We start from the raw sequence: 15,653 nt of genomic DNA, 5'->3' as shown, positions 1-15,653 counted from the left end.
CAGAGGAGCTTCCAATGAATAAATCGTTGACCAGGGAGGTCGCCCCTGCCCTTGCTCTTGCCCTTTCCCTGGCGGTAAGTGTCGACGCGCTGGCACACCAGACTACGCAGGCATCCGGGCATTGGGCCACATCCTGGTATGCCAGTCCCCAGCCAGTCTGGGGCAAGGACTTCGTACTTCCTGTCGATGTACCGTCCTTCATCGAAAACCAGACACTGCGTGAGACCGTAAGGCTCAGCGCAGGGGGGAGCCGACTGCGGCTCGTATTTTCCAACCGGTACGGGAGTGAGCCAATCACCATTGGCGGCGTTCGTCTAGCCCGGCTGAAGCCGCCCACCGCAGCGATGACCGAGCGCACTGTGACCTTTGCCGGACAGCCCGGCGCCACGGTAGCACCCGGGGCGCAAGTCATCAGCGATGTGGTTGATTTGCCAGTCGCGCCGTTGACGCAACTTGCGGTCAGGAGTTATTTCCCCAAGCGCACGCCAATCACAAGCTTCCATTGGGGCGGGCAGCAGACTATAGATGTCGGCAGCGGAGACTGGACCAGGCAGGCCGGATTCACAATTGATGGCAGTGTCAAAGGCCGGCTGTTCCTCAGCGGGGTTCTGGTCGAGTCCTCGGGCGTAGCACGCACAGTCGTTACCCTCGGTGATTCAATTACTGATGGCAATGGCTCAACACCGGACCATGACCGTCGCTGGCCGGACTTCCTCGCCCGGCGGCTTGCCCCGCATGGCGTCGCCGTTGCCAACGCGGGTATTTCCGGTGCGCGCCTGCTGCAGGACAGGATGGGCGTCAACGCCCTTGCCCGCATGGAGCAGGACGTGCTCAGCCAGCCCGGCGTCACCGACCTCATTGTGCTGATCGGTATTAATGATATTGGCTGGCCCGGCAGTCCGTTTGCACCAGCCGAACGTCCGGTCACGCTCAGCGAGTTAGTGTTTGCTTATTCCCAGCTCATCGCCAGCGCACATGCGCGGGGCCTGCGTATTGTCGGCGGAACGTTGCCCCCGTTCGAGGGTGCGCTTGAAGGGACTCCCTATGCCGGCCATTACAGCGTTGCTAAGGAGCAGTTAAGGCAGCAGGTAAATAGCTGGATCCGCGACACCGCCGATTTCGACGCCGTGGTCGACTTCGACGCGCTACTGCGGGATCCTGACAATCCCCGCCGCCTGCTGGCCACGTATGACTCCGGGAACCATCTTCATCCGGGCGACGCCGGTTATCAAGCCATGGCGGACGCGGTCGATATCGCAATGCTGATTCGCCCGGATGTAAGTGCGACACGTCCGACACCGTGCACCTCGGGTGAGCGGCCATGAGCGACCATCTGTTTGCCCCCCTCCGGCTTGGCGAATTAACGCTGCCGAACCGTATCGTCATGCCACCCATGACCCGCGCTCGCGCGGCGGACGGTGAGGTCCCGACGGACATGATGGCGCAGTATTACCAGCAGCGCGCCTCGGCCGGACTCATCATTTCAGAAGGAACTCAGATCAACCGTCAAGGCCAGGGATATGCGTGGACACCGGGAATCTATACGGCAGAACAGATAGAGGGATGGCGCAAGGTGACGGCGGCGGTGCACCGCGCGGGCGGGCGCATTTTTGCGCAACTGTGGCATGTCGGAAGGCTATCGCACTTTTCCTTGCAACCGTCGGGACAAGCACCCGTTGCGCCCTCAGCCCTTGTTGCCGACGGGGTGCAGGTGTTCATCGATCCGCAGAGCTTGGGGGCGACACACGGGACACACGGTGATGGCCAGAAAGTGCAGCATTCGCCGCCAAGGGCCCTTGCTACCGCAGAGGTAGGCATACTAGTGCGAGATTTTGCCGCAGCAGCAGAAAGCGCGCTCACGGCAGGCTTCGATGGTGTCGAACTGCACGGCGCCAACGGCTACCTGATCAATCAGTTCCTTGATTCCGGCTCCAACCACCGTACCGACATATACGGCGGCTCGCTGCGCAACCGACTCCGGTTTCTTGAAGAAGTGGCTCATGCAGTCGCCACAGTGGTGGGTCCCGAGCGGGTGGGCGTCCGTTTGTCGCCACTGATTACCGCACAGGGCACGACCGATGCGACACCGGAATCCACTTATCTCGCAGCGGCCAGGTTGCTTGATAAGCTTGGTATTGGTTACCTCCATATCGCGGAAGCGGACTGGGACGATGCACCTCTAATGCCAGCTACGTTTAAGGAAGCATTGCGGCAAATATACTCGGGCGTGATGATCTATTCCGGTCATTACGACCGATCCAGAGCGGACGAAGCGCTGGCGCTGGGTTGGACCGATTTAGTTGGATTTGGACGCCCGTTTATTGCGAACCCCGACTTGCCACGTCGCTTGCAACTCGGCGCGTCCCTGAACACGGGTAATCCGGCATTGTATTTTGGTGGCAGCGCTCAAGGATATATCGATTATCCGTACCTCGATGATGTGCTCGGTTGAGCGATCTTTGGAGACCCTGCTGTTTGGTGTTTTATATTGCCCATGATGGCTCTTAGCTGGTCAGAGGAATGCTGCAATGTCTGGGCGGTATACGCCTCAGAACGTGTTTACGATCTTCTCCTCACCAAACACCCTACTTGCGTTCGCCAGTAGCGATAATGAAGTCGTCTCCTGCCTTAAAAGGGCGGCTTAGCCCGGGATCGCCAAATGTCGCGTTCCCGGGCTTCTTTTTAACTTCAACGATATGTCCGGGACATCGGTAATCGCCTGCTTGGCATTTAAGCAGCGTGCTGTTGCCCAAACAACGTTAGGACAGTACTTTGGCCTGATGCTGCCGAGCGTGTGTCATTGGAGAACACGCTATCCCGGTTGGCACGCCGGCCGTTAATACACTGGCGCTAGAGCGACCCGCAAGCCGTCCATCTGCGCCGTCAGGCGTATCTGGCATGCCAGACGTGACCGCGCATTAATCTCCGGCGCTTCGTCGAGCTGTGCCTGTTCTTCAGCGTTCATCTCCGGCATCCGTGCCGCCCATACGGGGTCTACATAGACATGGCAAGTCGCACAGAGACAGCAGCCGCCGCACTCCGCCTTGATCGGCAAGGACGCCGCCTTGATGGCTTCCATTAATGGCCAGCCTTCCACCAAATCGATGGTGTGCTCTTTACCTTCATAATCGGTGACATGGATATTCATGTGGCTCCTAGTTTTTCACGCAGTTTGGTAGAGGTTGTGGTGTACTGAAACAGTAATTTCTGGGTCGGACGTGCAAGGCGGAATGCCTGCTGCGCCATCAGCGCAGCCTCATGGAAGCCGGACAGGATCAGCTTCAGCTTGCCTGGATAGACGTTGATATCGCCGATCGCGAAAATACCCTTGCGGTTCGTTTCGAATTTTTCGGTATCGACGACGATGCGTCCCGCTTGCAAGTCCAACCCGAACGAGGCGATCGGACCGATCTTCATTGTCAATCCAAAAAATGGCAGAAAGGCATCGCAGCCGATATCGAGCGTGCCTGTATCGGTACGCAAGCCGACGCGCTGCAACACCCCTTCCTCGCCATGCAACGACACTATTTCGCCCAGCATGAAATCGATCTTGCCGGCATCGGCCAATGCCAGCATCCTGACCACGGAGTCGGGCACCGCACGGAACTCGGCACGGCGGTGTACCAGCGTTACCCGCTGTGCAACCGGCTGCAATGCCAATGTCCAATCCAGCGCCGAGTCTCCGCCACCGGAAATCACCAGCCGCTTTCCACGAAACGCGTCTATCCTGCGCACCGCGTAATGCACCGACTTGCCGTCGTAATCTTCAATTCCCGGGATGGCGGGTTTCTTGGGCATGAAGCTGCCGCCGCCCGCCGCGATGACGATGACCGGGGCTTCAAATACTTCACCGGCATCGGTAGTCAGCCGCCAGTTGCCGTCGCCCAGTTGCTCGACACGCTGGGCGCTGGTATTAAAATGAAACACGGGTTCGAAAGGACGGATCTGCGCGAGCAGGCCGTCAGTCAGCTGCTGGCCGGTGCAGGCGGGAATACCCGGTATATCGTAGATAGGCTTCTCGGGATAAAACTCGGCGCACTGCCCGCCCGGCTTGTCGAGCACATCAATGACATGCGCTTCCAGACCGAGCAAGCCCAGTTCGAAGACGGCAAACAAGCCAACCGGCCCGGCGCCGATAATGACGACATCGGTTTTGATCAAGACATTCTCCGCGTTAGGTTACTGGATGAGTTCGATCGCGAAGAAGAGCGCATTGTCTTGCACGCTCTTTCGCGCACCTTTTTAAAAGAAGTGACGGATGCCTGCTTCAATGCTGCGCACCTCTTGGCCATTGGCCGGCAGGCCGTGCGTCTTCGAGCTGGGCCACAATCCCATGTTCGAGGCGGCGCCATTGTCCAGCAGCGCGTAAGAGGTATATAGCGTGGTGCGCTTGGACAAATCGTAGGTGTATCCCAGCGCCATTACGCTGGCCTTGCTGCCGGCGGTTGCATCGATCTTGCGTGTCGAATAGGAAGCGCGTACGGTACCGGCCCCGAGCGGGTATGTCAGTCCGACCATGTAGGCATCCGCATCGCGGCTATTGGTCAGCGTATTCTTGAGCAGGTAGCCGTACAATTTCACGGTGCGCAAGTCATAGGTCGCACCCAGCGTATAGGTTTTGTTGGACCATGCGGCGCCGAGTGGCGTGCTGGCGATCTTCAGGTCCTCGACGCTAAAGGCGCCATAGAATGCTCCCTGGCTATATTCGACACTGGCCGACCTGAACTCGCCCACGTCCCTGGGCTCTGCGGTGCGTTCACTCAATCCAGACATCGCGCGCGCAGCAAAGCCATTGATATTTGGCGATACATATTGCAGCGCATTGTTTTGCAACAGCAAATAACCGCGCTGCCGGTTGCCGCCATTCTGCTGCATCAGATTGAGGATCGCGCCGTTGGCGGAACGCTGGAATGGATCGACCTTTGCGGTGATCCATAGAGCCGGCGTATACTGGCTGCCGAGCTGGATACTGCCGAAGTTCCCGCCCATGCCTACGTAAGCTTCGCGGTTGAAGAATTGTGTTGCGCTCCCCTGCGCGCCGGTATCGACGCTGAAGCCGGATTCCAGCTTGAAAAACGCTTTCAGGCCCGCGCCGAGATCTTCGATGCCGCGCACACCCCAGTACGATGTGTCAGTGGACAGATCAACGACCGACGCAGAGTTCGGCGTACCCTTGAAGCGCACCGAATCAACGACAACATCCAGCCTTCCGTAAAGCTGTAAATTGCTTTGCGCAATTGCCGGGATGGATGCCGCCGTTGAAAGGGCGAGCGCCATGACGATTTTTTTCAATTGAAGTCTCCTCTGCTTGCTGTTGTATGGCAAAAACATCTGCCTTAGAACGACGGCATGCAGGTCATGCCGCCGATGGAATTTGCGCACTGACAGCCTGTCAGCGCTTGAGCAAGGCCAGCTTGCCGAGTTGTCCCTGATAGCGTTCGGCATCCGGCAGCGCATCGACCTTGGCAGTGATTGCCGGCCACAGTGTGGACAGCTCCGCGTTGATGCGGACAAACTGTCGCTGATCGGGGGGCAAATCTTCCGCGAGCGCGATCGCATCGACCGGACACTCCGGAATGCATACGCCGCAGTCGATGCATTCGTCGGGATCGATGACGAGAAAGTTTTCGCCGGCACGGAAGCAATCGACCGGGCACACTTCCACACAGTCGGTATGGCGGCAATTGATGCAGGATTCGGTAACGACATGGGTCATGGCGACGCTCCTAGCGCTCAATGTCGTTAAGGTTCATCGCAAGACGCCGACGCGCGGCAGCCGGCGTTTCGGCCTCTGCATAGCGCGCCAGGCCGGCTTCGCGATCCACCGGAACGGTTTCGTTCAGCGTGGTGCCGCCGCGCGGCTGCAAATCGGGCGGGAAGAACGCCAGCTTCTGCGCCTTCGCCAGTTTGTCGCCCCGGTCCGGGCTGAGATCACGTTCATTAACGCCTGCCACCGGGCGCATCGCGACGCCATTCACCATTTCCAGGTCGAACCACCATTTCTTGATTGGATTGCGCGCGCCGTTTCCCTGGTAGTCATCAAGGTCCGCGATTGCCTTCGCCAGTTCCGGGTGCTCTATCGACAGCCAGGTCAGGCGCTCGGCTTCCACCGTGTCTTCGCGATTCCACGGACACATTTTCATGCATCGGCCGCACGCCGAACCCTTTTGCTGCGTCACCCGGTACTTCGTGCATTTCTCAACGTCGGCTTTCCAGATTTCATAACCGTTGAACATCACCTTCGGGCCATAGGTAATCGCATTGCACGGGCATTCGCGCGCGCACTTCAGGCAGTTGTCGCAAAAGTTTTGCAGGTTGAAGTCGATCGGTCGGTCCGGCACCATCGGCAGATCAGTGGTAAATACCACCGACTTGGAACGTGGACCGATGAACGGATTCAGGATGGTTTCGCCGATACGGCTTACCTCGCCCAGCCCGGACATTAGGATGGTCGGATTGTGTATGACCTCTGAGTGCGCATTCGAATGCGAACGCGCGGAATATCCCATGCGCCGGCAATGCGCAGCCATCACGCCGGCGATTTCGGCGCCGCGCAGGTAAGCGCGCATCGACTGCGACGCCGATATCCAGTCATCGCCAGATGCGCCTTCCATCGTTTCAAAACCCTGATCAATCAGCATGCATACCGCGTACTTGTGATAGGCAGGAATTTCCTTTCCCTCGACCTCATCATGCGAGTAATACATCCAGGGCTCGGCAACGCAGATGCCGACGAAATCGGCACCTAAAAAGTGTCCGAGCGCCTTGATCGCATCGGCGTTGCGTTGCGGGTCGGACAGGTCGCCGCCGATGCCGGTAGGCTGCAATGGCTCGCGTATGCCTTGCAGCGGCACCATGTTTTGAATCAAAGGCGCCATCCCAAGCGCATACGGATGCTTCATCGCGAAGCGCGATTTTTCTTGCTGTGCTTTTGCGCCGATGTCGCCTGCCTGCGCGCGCTTGAAAAAATCGCCGCGCTTCGGCACCCGCCGGATTTCGTCGCGCAGCACCAACGTCGTCGGTTCATCGGCCCGCTTGATCTTTTCCATTGGATAGCGTCCGAGATGCAACGGGCGCTTAGCAAGTTCATCGCTCCACCATTGCGGCCGGATACCGCCGACGCCCATCCTGATGCCTGGATCGACCGGTTCCAGCTCGCCATCCGGATCGTGCGGCGCATCGCATGTCATTGCATAATCGGTGGTGACCACGCCGAGCCTAAATCCGGTCTTCAGATAAGGCCCTTGCAGCACGCCGCGTTGCGCACGGACTATGCCGGCACGTACCGCGAGTTTTTCAATATCGATCAGCGCCGCGTTCGCTGCATGTCCACGTGCTTCAAATCCCATGGCGCGCAAGTAGCCGGACAGGATCACCGCAAGTTCGGTGGCGCGCAAATCGCCTCGTGCGACGTTGCTGCCTCTTATCCATGTGTCGCCCGGTTCACTTACCTCGGGTTCGCGCTCGAATTCAATCAGATAGACGAAGGCATGCGTATGCCGCGGCCGCTCGGCAACCAACCAGTCGCTGTCCTGCAGCGCACATACACCGCTGATGCTCGCATCAAGGAAATATGCGGACGCCTTCAGATTATTTGCGCGCGCCTCCATGTCGTCCGGGACCGGCGCGCGCGATGGCACTGGAGAACCATCCAGGTACTTGCGGAATAATTCCAGATATTCCGGGATCGCATGCGATATCGCACTCTCGTCTGCCGCATGGCAGTCTTCCGGCTGATGCGCGCTGTCTTCACGTAATGCGGCAATATCGATACGGGGTAATGCTTCCAGCGCAAATTTGCTGAGATGAAACGGTCGATTTTTGTGGCTATACAAACGCATCGCTGTCTCCTGAATCCGGCGTCGCTGCTCGCTGTTCACCGGCGTTGTTGTTGAGACGAGTATGCGACTCGGAAATTAAAGCAGTGTCCCTATGAGATAGGGACATGCATCCGCAGAGCGCCACAAAGGAATCGATGAAAAGTGGCGCGGCTGCCAACGACATGCCGGGTGCCGTCGGTAATCGATACCTACTCAATGAGAAATTCCCGCCTTCGAACGTTGGCCTTTCTGATTACAATTCAGCCTGCTTCAAACAGGTTTTTGACTTCACGCAGCGTACGCACGCCGAGGCGATTGTATGCGCGGCTGCTGTAGGTCACCGCGCTGGAATAAGCAATCCCGCAGGCCTGCGCCGCATCGCGCAATGTCATGCCCGATAGCATGCATGACAACACGTCCGCTTCCCGTTTGGTCAAGGATGCACAGCGCATCTTTAACAACTCATGCCAGCTTTCAGCATCGCGCACGACGCAACGAATAAGATCGACGTGGCGCACACAGGCCGCCAGCAGGACCGGGGCGACATTAGTCAATGCATCAATTTCTGCCATGCTGAATTCGCCAGTGACATCACGCCGGTAGACGTTCAGCGCCACCAGCGAGCCGTCTTCGATAGCGGTGCTGAATGACAGGCGCTCCACCAGCTCGCTGCGTTCGTAGCAGGCTTCGCGGTAGGCACGGTCGCCCATGTCGGCACGCCGTTGGCGATGCACCAGCAATGCGCCGCGCATCGATTTCGCATCGCGTAAAAGCACGCGATTCGGGTCGAACTTGTGAAAATGGTCAATATAGGCAACCGTCGCAGCGGCCAGCAGCGACGGCGACGACTTGCTGTCGGCACCGAATACTTCGATCTCGCCGTCGACAGGGATACGCATCAGCGCACAATGGTCGACTTGCGCAAACCGGTTGACCGTGCGCAGCATTGCACCATAGAAGCCGCGGCGCCCGACGCTTTCGATAAGTTCCAGCGTGGCAGACAGCGGCATTGAACCGTCATGGCGTGCATTCACATCGGTTCTCCCTGGCATGGCATCGCGAACGTACAAGCCGATCTACTTGCAGCCGGAGGCATGCTTACTCATACCGACCCGGAATGCACATCGCAAAAGTGCCTGATCCATCGGGGATGGATCAGGCTCGAGCAACGTTACAACCGTTACCAATGACGCGCTATGGAAGCAGCTTCCATTGTCCGTTCTCGACTTTCATGATGACGCGGGCCCGCTCGTCCAGGCCGTTGTGATCGCTCGGCGACAGGTTATAGACGCCGTTGACGCCGCGCACATCCTTCAGCGATTCAATCGCATCGCGCAAGGCCTTCCTGAATTCCGGCGTGCCCGGCTTTGCACCGGAACGCAATGCGGCGGGAATCGCATTCTGCAGCCACAAGCCGACATCCCAAACATGGGCCGCAAAGGTGCTGGTAGTACCGGCGCCATACGCGGATTCGTAGGCTTTCAAAAATTCCAGTCCGCTCTGGCGCGCCGGATGACCGGCCGGCAATTGTTGCGCCACGACCGATGGGCCGACCGGCACGAGAGCTCCATCGACATCCTTGCCGCCGATGCGCAGGAAATCGTTATTCGCGATGCCGGGCGTCTGATAAATCTTTCCTTGATAGCCGCGCTGCTTCAATGCGAGCTGCGGCATTGCCGCCGGTGTACCGGAACCTGCGATCAACACTGCATCGGGACGTGCCGCGATGACTTTCAATACCTGGCCGATCACATTGTTGTCGTTACGGTTGAAGCGTTCGACCGCGACGATAGCGACCTTGTTGGTTTCTGCCGCCTTTTGCGTCTCATGCCACCAGCCTTCGCCGTACGCATCATTGAAACCGATGAAGGCGACCGACTTGATATTATTTTTCGCCATGTGCTCGAAGACGGCGCGCGCCATCAGGCTGTCGTTTTGCGGTGGTTTGAACACCCAGTAACGCTTTGCATCCATCGGTGCCACGATCGCCGATGAAGCGGCGACCGCAATCATCGGCGTCGTCGTTTCCGCCGCGACCTCGATCATCGCCAGCGCATTCGGACTGGTACTCGAACCGACCAGCACATCGACACGATGTTCTGTCGTCAGCTTGCGCGCATTCTTAACCGCGTTGGTGGGGTCTGAACCATCGTCGAGCACAATGTAATTGATTTTCTGCCCACCCATTTCCCTGGGCAACAGTGCAATCGTATTGCGTTCGGGGATACCAAGCGACGCCGCCAATCCGGTGGTGGACAGCGTTACGCCGACATTGATTTGCGCGTGCGCGACTAGCGTAATGAGCGATGCCGCTGCAACAATGAAGCATTTGAAATGTATTCGATGGAACCTCATGGATGTCTCCTTTATTATGGTTGGAATGTCTACCGATCATGCGACTGGCATGGATGTGGTGTCATTCCTCCTGAAAGAGGAAGAATGCGGCGCGGCTCCTTCGTTTCGTGGGATGACGGGGAATCGATATTCATGACGGCCTTGATTGGGTGAATTGCTTTTTCCCTATCTTCTCCTGATTCGATGAACGCGCTTATGCAAATGCATGCGAACTGTTGCCTGGCGTAGCCGCTTCCTTTTTTGCCAATCCGAGATAGGACTCGATTACTCGCGGATTGGCAGCCAGTTCCGATGCCGCGCCTTCCAGTACGATTTCACCGGTCTCGATGACGTAGCCATAGTTGGCAACCTGCAGCGCGGCGCGCGCGTTCTGTTCGACCAGCAGGATGGCGACGCCGGTCTTGCGCAAGTCGCTGATGATATGAAATATTTCCTTGACGATCAGCGGCGCCAGTCCAAGGCTCGGCTCATCCAGCATCAACAGTTGCGGCTTACCCATCAACGCTCTCCCGACCGCGAGCATTTGCCGCTCGCCGCCGGAAAGCGTTCCTGCTTCCTGCCGGCGGCGCTCTTTCAGGCGCGGGAACAGGCCGAATACGACATCGGTCTGATCCAGGTAATTCTTGTCACCCGCTTGCCTGCGTCGATATGCACCCAGCATCAGATTGTCTTCCACCGTCATCGATGAAAACAGTTCGCGGTTTTCCGGCACTAAGCACATGCCTTGCGCGACGCGCCGTTCGATCGGCATGGCGCTGACGTCGCGGCCCAGATAACAGACCGCACCGCGCGCAACGCCTCCCGCCGGCAATGCACCCATCACGGCGTTGAGCATGGTCGACTTGCCGGCGCCGTTTGGACCGATCACCGTGACGATCTCGCCGGCATTGACCTTTAGCCTGACGCCGCTCAAGGCTTCGACCTTGCCGTACGATGCATGAAAATCGTTTACTTCCAGTATCAGCGACATGATCTGCTCCTTTAATCGACGCTGCCGAGGTAAGCTTCCAGCACGGCCGGATCGCTCTGAATTTTTTCCGGCGCTCCTTCCGCGATGCGCGTGCCGAATTCCATCACGACCAGGCGGTCTGTCAGATTCATGACGAAATCCATGTCATGCTCGACGATCAGCACGCTCATGCCTTCCGCCCTGAGTTTGCGCAACAGCTCGGCAAGCGCCTGTTTTTCCTTGTAACGCAAGCCGGCCGCAGGCTCGTCCAGCAACAGCAACGCCGGGTCGCCGCACAATGCCCGCGCAATTTCCAGAATCCGTTGCTGCCCTAGTGCGAGGCTTCCGGCTTCATCGTGCATATGCCGTTCCAGGCCGACACGCTTAAGCTGCACTGCGGCTTCGCGCAACAACTTCTTTTCTTCGTCGCGGTTCAAGCGCAGCACGCTTGCGATTACACCGCCCTGCGGCAAGAAGTCACCGCGCAGGTGCGCGCCCAGCGCAACGTTTTCAAGCACGCTCATGGTCGGAAGCAATTGCACGTGCTGGAAGGTGCGTCCGATACCGCGCTTTGCGATTTCGCGCGATGTCAGGTTGGACACGGTTTCATCGCGGTAGCGGATCTCGCCACGGGTCAGCGGCAGCAGGCCGGTAACGAGGTTGAAAGTAGTGGACTTGCCCGCGCCGTTCGGGCCGATCAAGCCGACGATTTCACCGGCGCGCATCTGGAAGCTTACGTCGTTGACGGCTACCAAGCCGCCGAACTCCTTGCGTGCCGCTTTCACATCGAGCAGCAAGCTGCCGCTTGCAGGTTTCTTGCGCACTGCGAGTGGCACCGCATTCGCAGGCGCGGCGACCGGCGTACGGCGCGGAAACCACGCGCGCAGGTACGGCCAGATGCCATCTTTCGCATAGTGCAGCAACAACACCAGCAGGATGCCGAGTACGATGCCGTCATAGTTGCCGTTATCGCCGAACAACTGCGGCAGCACTCCTTGCAGCAAGTCTTTCAGAATCGTCAGCAGCGATGCACCGAGAATTGCGCCGCCAACATGACCGACGCCGCCGACGACCGCCATGAACAAATATTCAATCCCGTAATTGAGACCGAACGGAGTCGGATTGACCGCACGTTGCAGATGCGCATACAGCCACCCGGAGATGCAGGCGAGCACCGCCGCAAAGACGAACACCACGACTTTCATCCAGGCGGTATGCACCCCCATTGCCTCGGCCATCGTGACACCACCCTTCAATGCGCGGATCGCGCGCCCCGGCCGCGAGTTCAACAGGTTTGTCACCGCGATTGCGGCCAGCAGTACGATCAGCCAGATCAGGTAGTACATGTCGCGTCCGGCATTGAGCGGGTTCCCGACAATGGTGAGCGGCGGGATTCCATTAAGACCGTCGTGCTTTCCGAGAAATTCCAGATTGCCGAACAGGTAATACAGCGATAAGCCCCAGGCAATCGTTGCCAGCGGCAGATAATGACCGGACATGCGCATGGTGAGCAATCCGATCAGATAGGCGGCGGCAACCGTGATCAACAGACCTGCCGGCAGCGTAAGCCAGGGCGATACGCCGTAGCGGGTGCTCAGATAGCCGGTGACATAAGCACCGACACCGACAAATGCGGCTTGTCCGAACGAGGTGAGCCCACCCACGCCGGTCAACAGAACGAGTCCGATCGCAACCAGACTGTACAAGCCGATATAGTTCAACAGCGTAATCCAGTATTCGGGAATGGGCAACGCGGGCAGCAGTGCTGCCAGTGCCAGCATAACAAGCGGCAATAGCCGATGGCGTTGAATTTGCATGTTCTCTTCCTTATGCTTCATGCTCGACGTGGCGGGACGTTAGCGAGCGCCACAGCAGCACCGGCAGGATCAGGGTGAACACGATGACTTCCTTGAAGGCGCTTGCCCAGAACGACGACTGCGATTCCAGCAAGCCGACAAAGAATGCGCCGGCCGCAGCCGCCGGATAACTCGCCAATCCTCCGAAAATGGAACCGACAAAGCCCTTGAGACCGATCAGAAAGCCCGACTCGTAATAGATGGTGGTCATCGGCGCGATCAGGATGCCGCAAATCGCACCCATTGCGGCGGCCAGCGTAAAGGTCAGCTTGCCCGCGCGAGCCGGACTGATGCCCAGCAACTGCGCACCCAGACCGTTGACGGCGGTCGCGCGCAACGCCTTGCCGGACAGCGTGAATTCGAAATACAGGTAGAGCAGGACAATCAGTGCGGCAGAGATGCCGATCACCCATAAGCTTTGGCCGGAGATCTGCAATGCGCCCACCGAATGGATGGCATTGGAAAACGGCTGGGTACGTACCCCTTCGGCACCGAACATCACAAGCCCGAGGCCGGTCAATGCAAGATGCACGCTGACCGAAACGATCAGCAGCATCAGTACGCTGGCCTTGGCCAGCGGCTGATACGCCAGGCGGTACAGCATGGGACCCATCGGTATCACGATCAGCAAGGCAAGCATCACTTGCAACGGCAGCGGCATGGTGGTGCCGGCATACAGCCTGGTCAAAACGAATACGGCAGACGGGAATGCCAGATACTTGCCTGCTACCGCAGGCAAGTCTTTTTTCCAGTCACGGCGCCTTTCGACATTGCGCAACAATGCGGTCGTTTCGGCAATGAAGGTGAGGACACCCATCGCCACGAGCAGTGCGCAAGTCAGCGGCAGACGTTGTGCCTGCAGTGCCGCCAGGGTCAGCGCGCCATACGCAACAAATTCCCCCTGCGGGATGAAGATCACACGCGTGACCGAAAATACAAGCACGATCGCCAGCGCCAGCAGTGCATAGATCGCGCCGGATGTGATGCCGTCTTGTACAAGAATGGCAGCGATTGAAAAATCCATGATGGGTAAATCAGCTCCGGAAGTCGGGACGAACGTCCTCCCCCGCAATCGCGCTATGCCGATGGCGGTGGCGGTGCAGGACGAAAGTCGGGGTATCAAGCCTTGCGCTTGCTGTGCAGGCGCAGGCGGTTCAAGATGTCGCCCGAATAGGCGATTCGACCTGGCGTGCTGTTAGGGCACGTACTTCCATTGTCCGCCCTCGATTTTTACAATCACGCGGGCACGTTCGTCCAGGCCATTGTGATCATTAGAGGACAGGTTGTAGACACCGTGCGCGCCACGCACTTCCTTCAGCAGCTCAAGCGCATCGCGCAAGGCTTTCCTGAATTCCGGCGTGCCCGGTTTGGCGCCGGACTTGAGTGCGACCGGAATCGACTGCTGCAGCCACAAGCCGATATCCCATACATGCGCGGCAAAGGTATTGGCCGTGCCGGGACCATAGGCGGATTCATAGGCATTGATAAACTCGACGCCGCGCTGCCTGGATGAATGGTTGGAAGGCAACTGTTGCGCCACCAGCAACGGGCCGGCAGGCAGGTAGGCGCCTTCGACATCTTTTCCACCGACCCGCAGGAAGTCGTTATTGGCCACGCCATGCGTCTGATAGATGCGCCCCTGATAGCCGCGCTGCTTCAATGCGATCTGCGGCATAGCCGCCGGCGTGCCGGAGCCCGCAATCATCACCGCCTCAGGATTGCCGGCCATGAGCTTGAGTACCTGACCGACCACATTGTTGTCGGTGCGGCTGAAGCGCTCCGATGCGACGATCTTGACCTTGTAGATGTCGGCCGCCTTTTGTACCTCTTTCCACCAGCTTTCACCGTAAGCATCGTTGAAGCCGATAAATCCGAGCGATTTGATGTTGCTCTTCGACATATGCTCGAGGACGGCGCGCGCCATCAGACTGTCATGTTGCGGCGGCTTGAAAACCCAGTTGCGCTTGGCATCCATCGGTTGCACGATCGCTGCAGATGCCGCTACCGCGATCATCGGCGTCATCGACTCCGACGCGACATCGATCATGGCCAGCGCATTCGGGCTGGTGCTGGAACCGACCAGCAGGTCGACACGACTTTCGGCGGTCAGCTTACGCGCATTCTTGACCGCATTGGTGGAATCCGATGCATCGTCAAGAACAAGGTAATTGATCTTTTGACCACCGATTTCCTTCGGTAGCAATGCGACCGCATTCCGCTCCGGAATGCCGAGCGAAGCGGCCGGGCCGGTGGTGGACAGCGTGACACCGATGTTGACTTCCGCATGCGCGGCAGCGGAAAAGATGGTCGAAGCGGCAACGAACAGCGAGATGAAAAACGGATAGCGACCTTGCACGGTGTCTCCTTTGATTTTGTGTAACGATGGATGCATCATGCGACAAAGAAAACGCTGCCGCATTCCTCCTGTAGGAGGAATCGACATGCCTCATCATGCGACATGCAGCGGTATCGCACGCCGCTGAATCTCCTGCCGCCAGTGCCGTGGGCCAGTGTCATGTACCGAGATGCCGTTGGAGTCAACGGCCACTGTAACCGGCATATCTTTAACTTCAAACTCGTAGATCGCTTCCATGCCGAGGTCGGCGAAGCCCACGACCTTGGCGCCCCTGATTGCTTTCGAAACGAGGTAAGCAGCGCCGCCGACCGCCATCA

General features: G+C 58.4%; 14 protein-coding genes. 2 read left to right on the top strand and 12 right to left on the bottom strand.

Features of this window, described 5'->3' with window-relative positions; genetic code table 11:
• The first annotated feature begins 14 nt into the window (after positions 1–14).
• Positions 15–1,325 carry an SGNH/GDSL hydrolase family protein gene (locus ASE07_RS16530; protein ID WP_057291937.1) on the top strand — a complete coding sequence of 437 codons (1,311 nt, stop codon included), beginning with the start codon at positions 15–17 and terminating at the stop codon, positions 1,323–1,325.
• Entirely contained in the window at positions 1,322–2,452 is a 1,131-nt protein-coding gene (locus ASE07_RS16525; protein ID WP_057291936.1) for an alkene reductase, read from the top strand. The genes ASE07_RS16530 and ASE07_RS16525 overlap by 4 nt, the downstream gene beginning before the upstream one ends.
• A 384-nt stretch (positions 2,453–2,836) precedes the next feature.
• On the opposite strand, the gene ASE07_RS16520 is transcribed toward ASE07_RS16525, so the two are convergent.
• The 12 genes from ASE07_RS16520 to ASE07_RS16465 form a co-directional block, all read right to left on the bottom strand.
• Complete coding sequence (locus ASE07_RS16520) at positions 2,837–3,148, bottom strand: 2Fe-2S iron-sulfur cluster-binding protein (RefSeq protein WP_057291935.1); 312 nt, start codon at positions 3,146–3,148, stop codon at positions 2,837–2,839.
• The gene (locus tag ASE07_RS16515; protein ID WP_057291934.1) at positions 3,145–4,161 is read right to left on the bottom strand and encodes an NAD(P)/FAD-dependent oxidoreductase; all 1,017 of its coding nucleotides are present in this window, start codon (positions 4,159–4,161) and stop codon (positions 3,145–3,147) included. The genes ASE07_RS16520 and ASE07_RS16515 overlap by 4 nt, the downstream gene beginning before the upstream one ends.
• Positions 4,162–4,242: 81 nt before the next feature.
• Positions 4,243–5,292: a porin gene (locus ASE07_RS16510; protein WP_057291933.1), complete on the bottom strand. Its 1,050-nt coding sequence runs from the start codon at positions 5,290–5,292 to the stop codon at positions 4,243–4,245.
• A 100-nt stretch (positions 5,293–5,392) separates the two neighbouring features.
• Positions 5,393–5,716: a ferredoxin FdxA gene (fdxA, locus tag ASE07_RS16505; protein ID WP_057291932.1), complete on the bottom strand. Its 324-nt coding sequence runs from the start codon at positions 5,714–5,716 to the stop codon at positions 5,393–5,395.
• 10 nt (positions 5,717–5,726) lie between these two features.
• On the bottom strand, positions 5,727–7,841 hold the full coding sequence (locus ASE07_RS16500; RefSeq protein ID WP_057291931.1) for a 4Fe-4S dicluster domain-containing protein: 2,115 nt from the start codon (positions 7,839–7,841) through the stop codon (positions 5,727–5,729).
• Between the two features lie 239 nt (positions 7,842–8,080).
• Complete coding sequence (locus tag ASE07_RS16495) at positions 8,081–8,854, bottom strand: helix-turn-helix transcriptional regulator (protein WP_162256895.1); 774 nt, start codon at positions 8,852–8,854, stop codon at positions 8,081–8,083.
• Between the two features lie 160 nt (positions 8,855–9,014).
• A complete protein-coding gene (locus ASE07_RS16490; protein ID WP_082584202.1) occupies positions 9,015–10,175 on the bottom strand; it encodes an ABC transporter substrate-binding protein in 1,161 nt (386 codons plus the stop codon).
• A 193-nt stretch (positions 10,176–10,368) separates the two neighbouring features.
• A complete protein-coding gene (locus ASE07_RS16485; RefSeq protein ID WP_057291929.1) occupies positions 10,369–11,145 on the bottom strand; it encodes an ABC transporter ATP-binding protein in 777 nt (258 codons plus the stop codon).
• A gap of 11 nt (positions 11,146–11,156) precedes the next feature.
• Positions 11,157–12,941, bottom strand: coding sequence for a branched-chain amino acid ABC transporter ATP-binding protein/permease (locus ASE07_RS16480; RefSeq protein ID WP_057291928.1), 1,785 nt, complete (start codon positions 12,939–12,941; stop codon positions 11,157–11,159).
• Between the two features lie 10 nt (positions 12,942–12,951).
• Positions 12,952–14,004, bottom strand: a complete 1,053-nt coding sequence (locus tag ASE07_RS16475; RefSeq protein WP_057291927.1) for a branched-chain amino acid ABC transporter permease — start codon at positions 14,002–14,004, stop codon at positions 12,952–12,954.
• Positions 14,005–14,175: 171 nt separating this feature from the next.
• Positions 14,176–15,336: an ABC transporter substrate-binding protein gene (locus tag ASE07_RS16470; RefSeq protein WP_057291980.1), complete on the bottom strand. Its 1,161-nt coding sequence runs from the start codon at positions 15,334–15,336 to the stop codon at positions 14,176–14,178.
• A gap of 93 nt (positions 15,337–15,429) precedes the next feature.
• Positions 15,430–15,653, bottom strand: a 224-nt coding sequence (locus tag ASE07_RS16465; protein WP_200960954.1) for a fumarate hydratase C-terminal domain-containing protein, incomplete at its 5' end; no start/stop codon positions are given.

Source organism: Noviherbaspirillum sp. Root189 (genome assembly GCF_001428545.1).
GTDB lineage: Bacteria > Pseudomonadota > Gammaproteobacteria > Burkholderiales > Burkholderiaceae_D > Noviherbaspirillum.
Note: the sequence above shows the minus strand (reverse complement) of the source record. Positions and strands in the feature narration are given on the sequence as shown.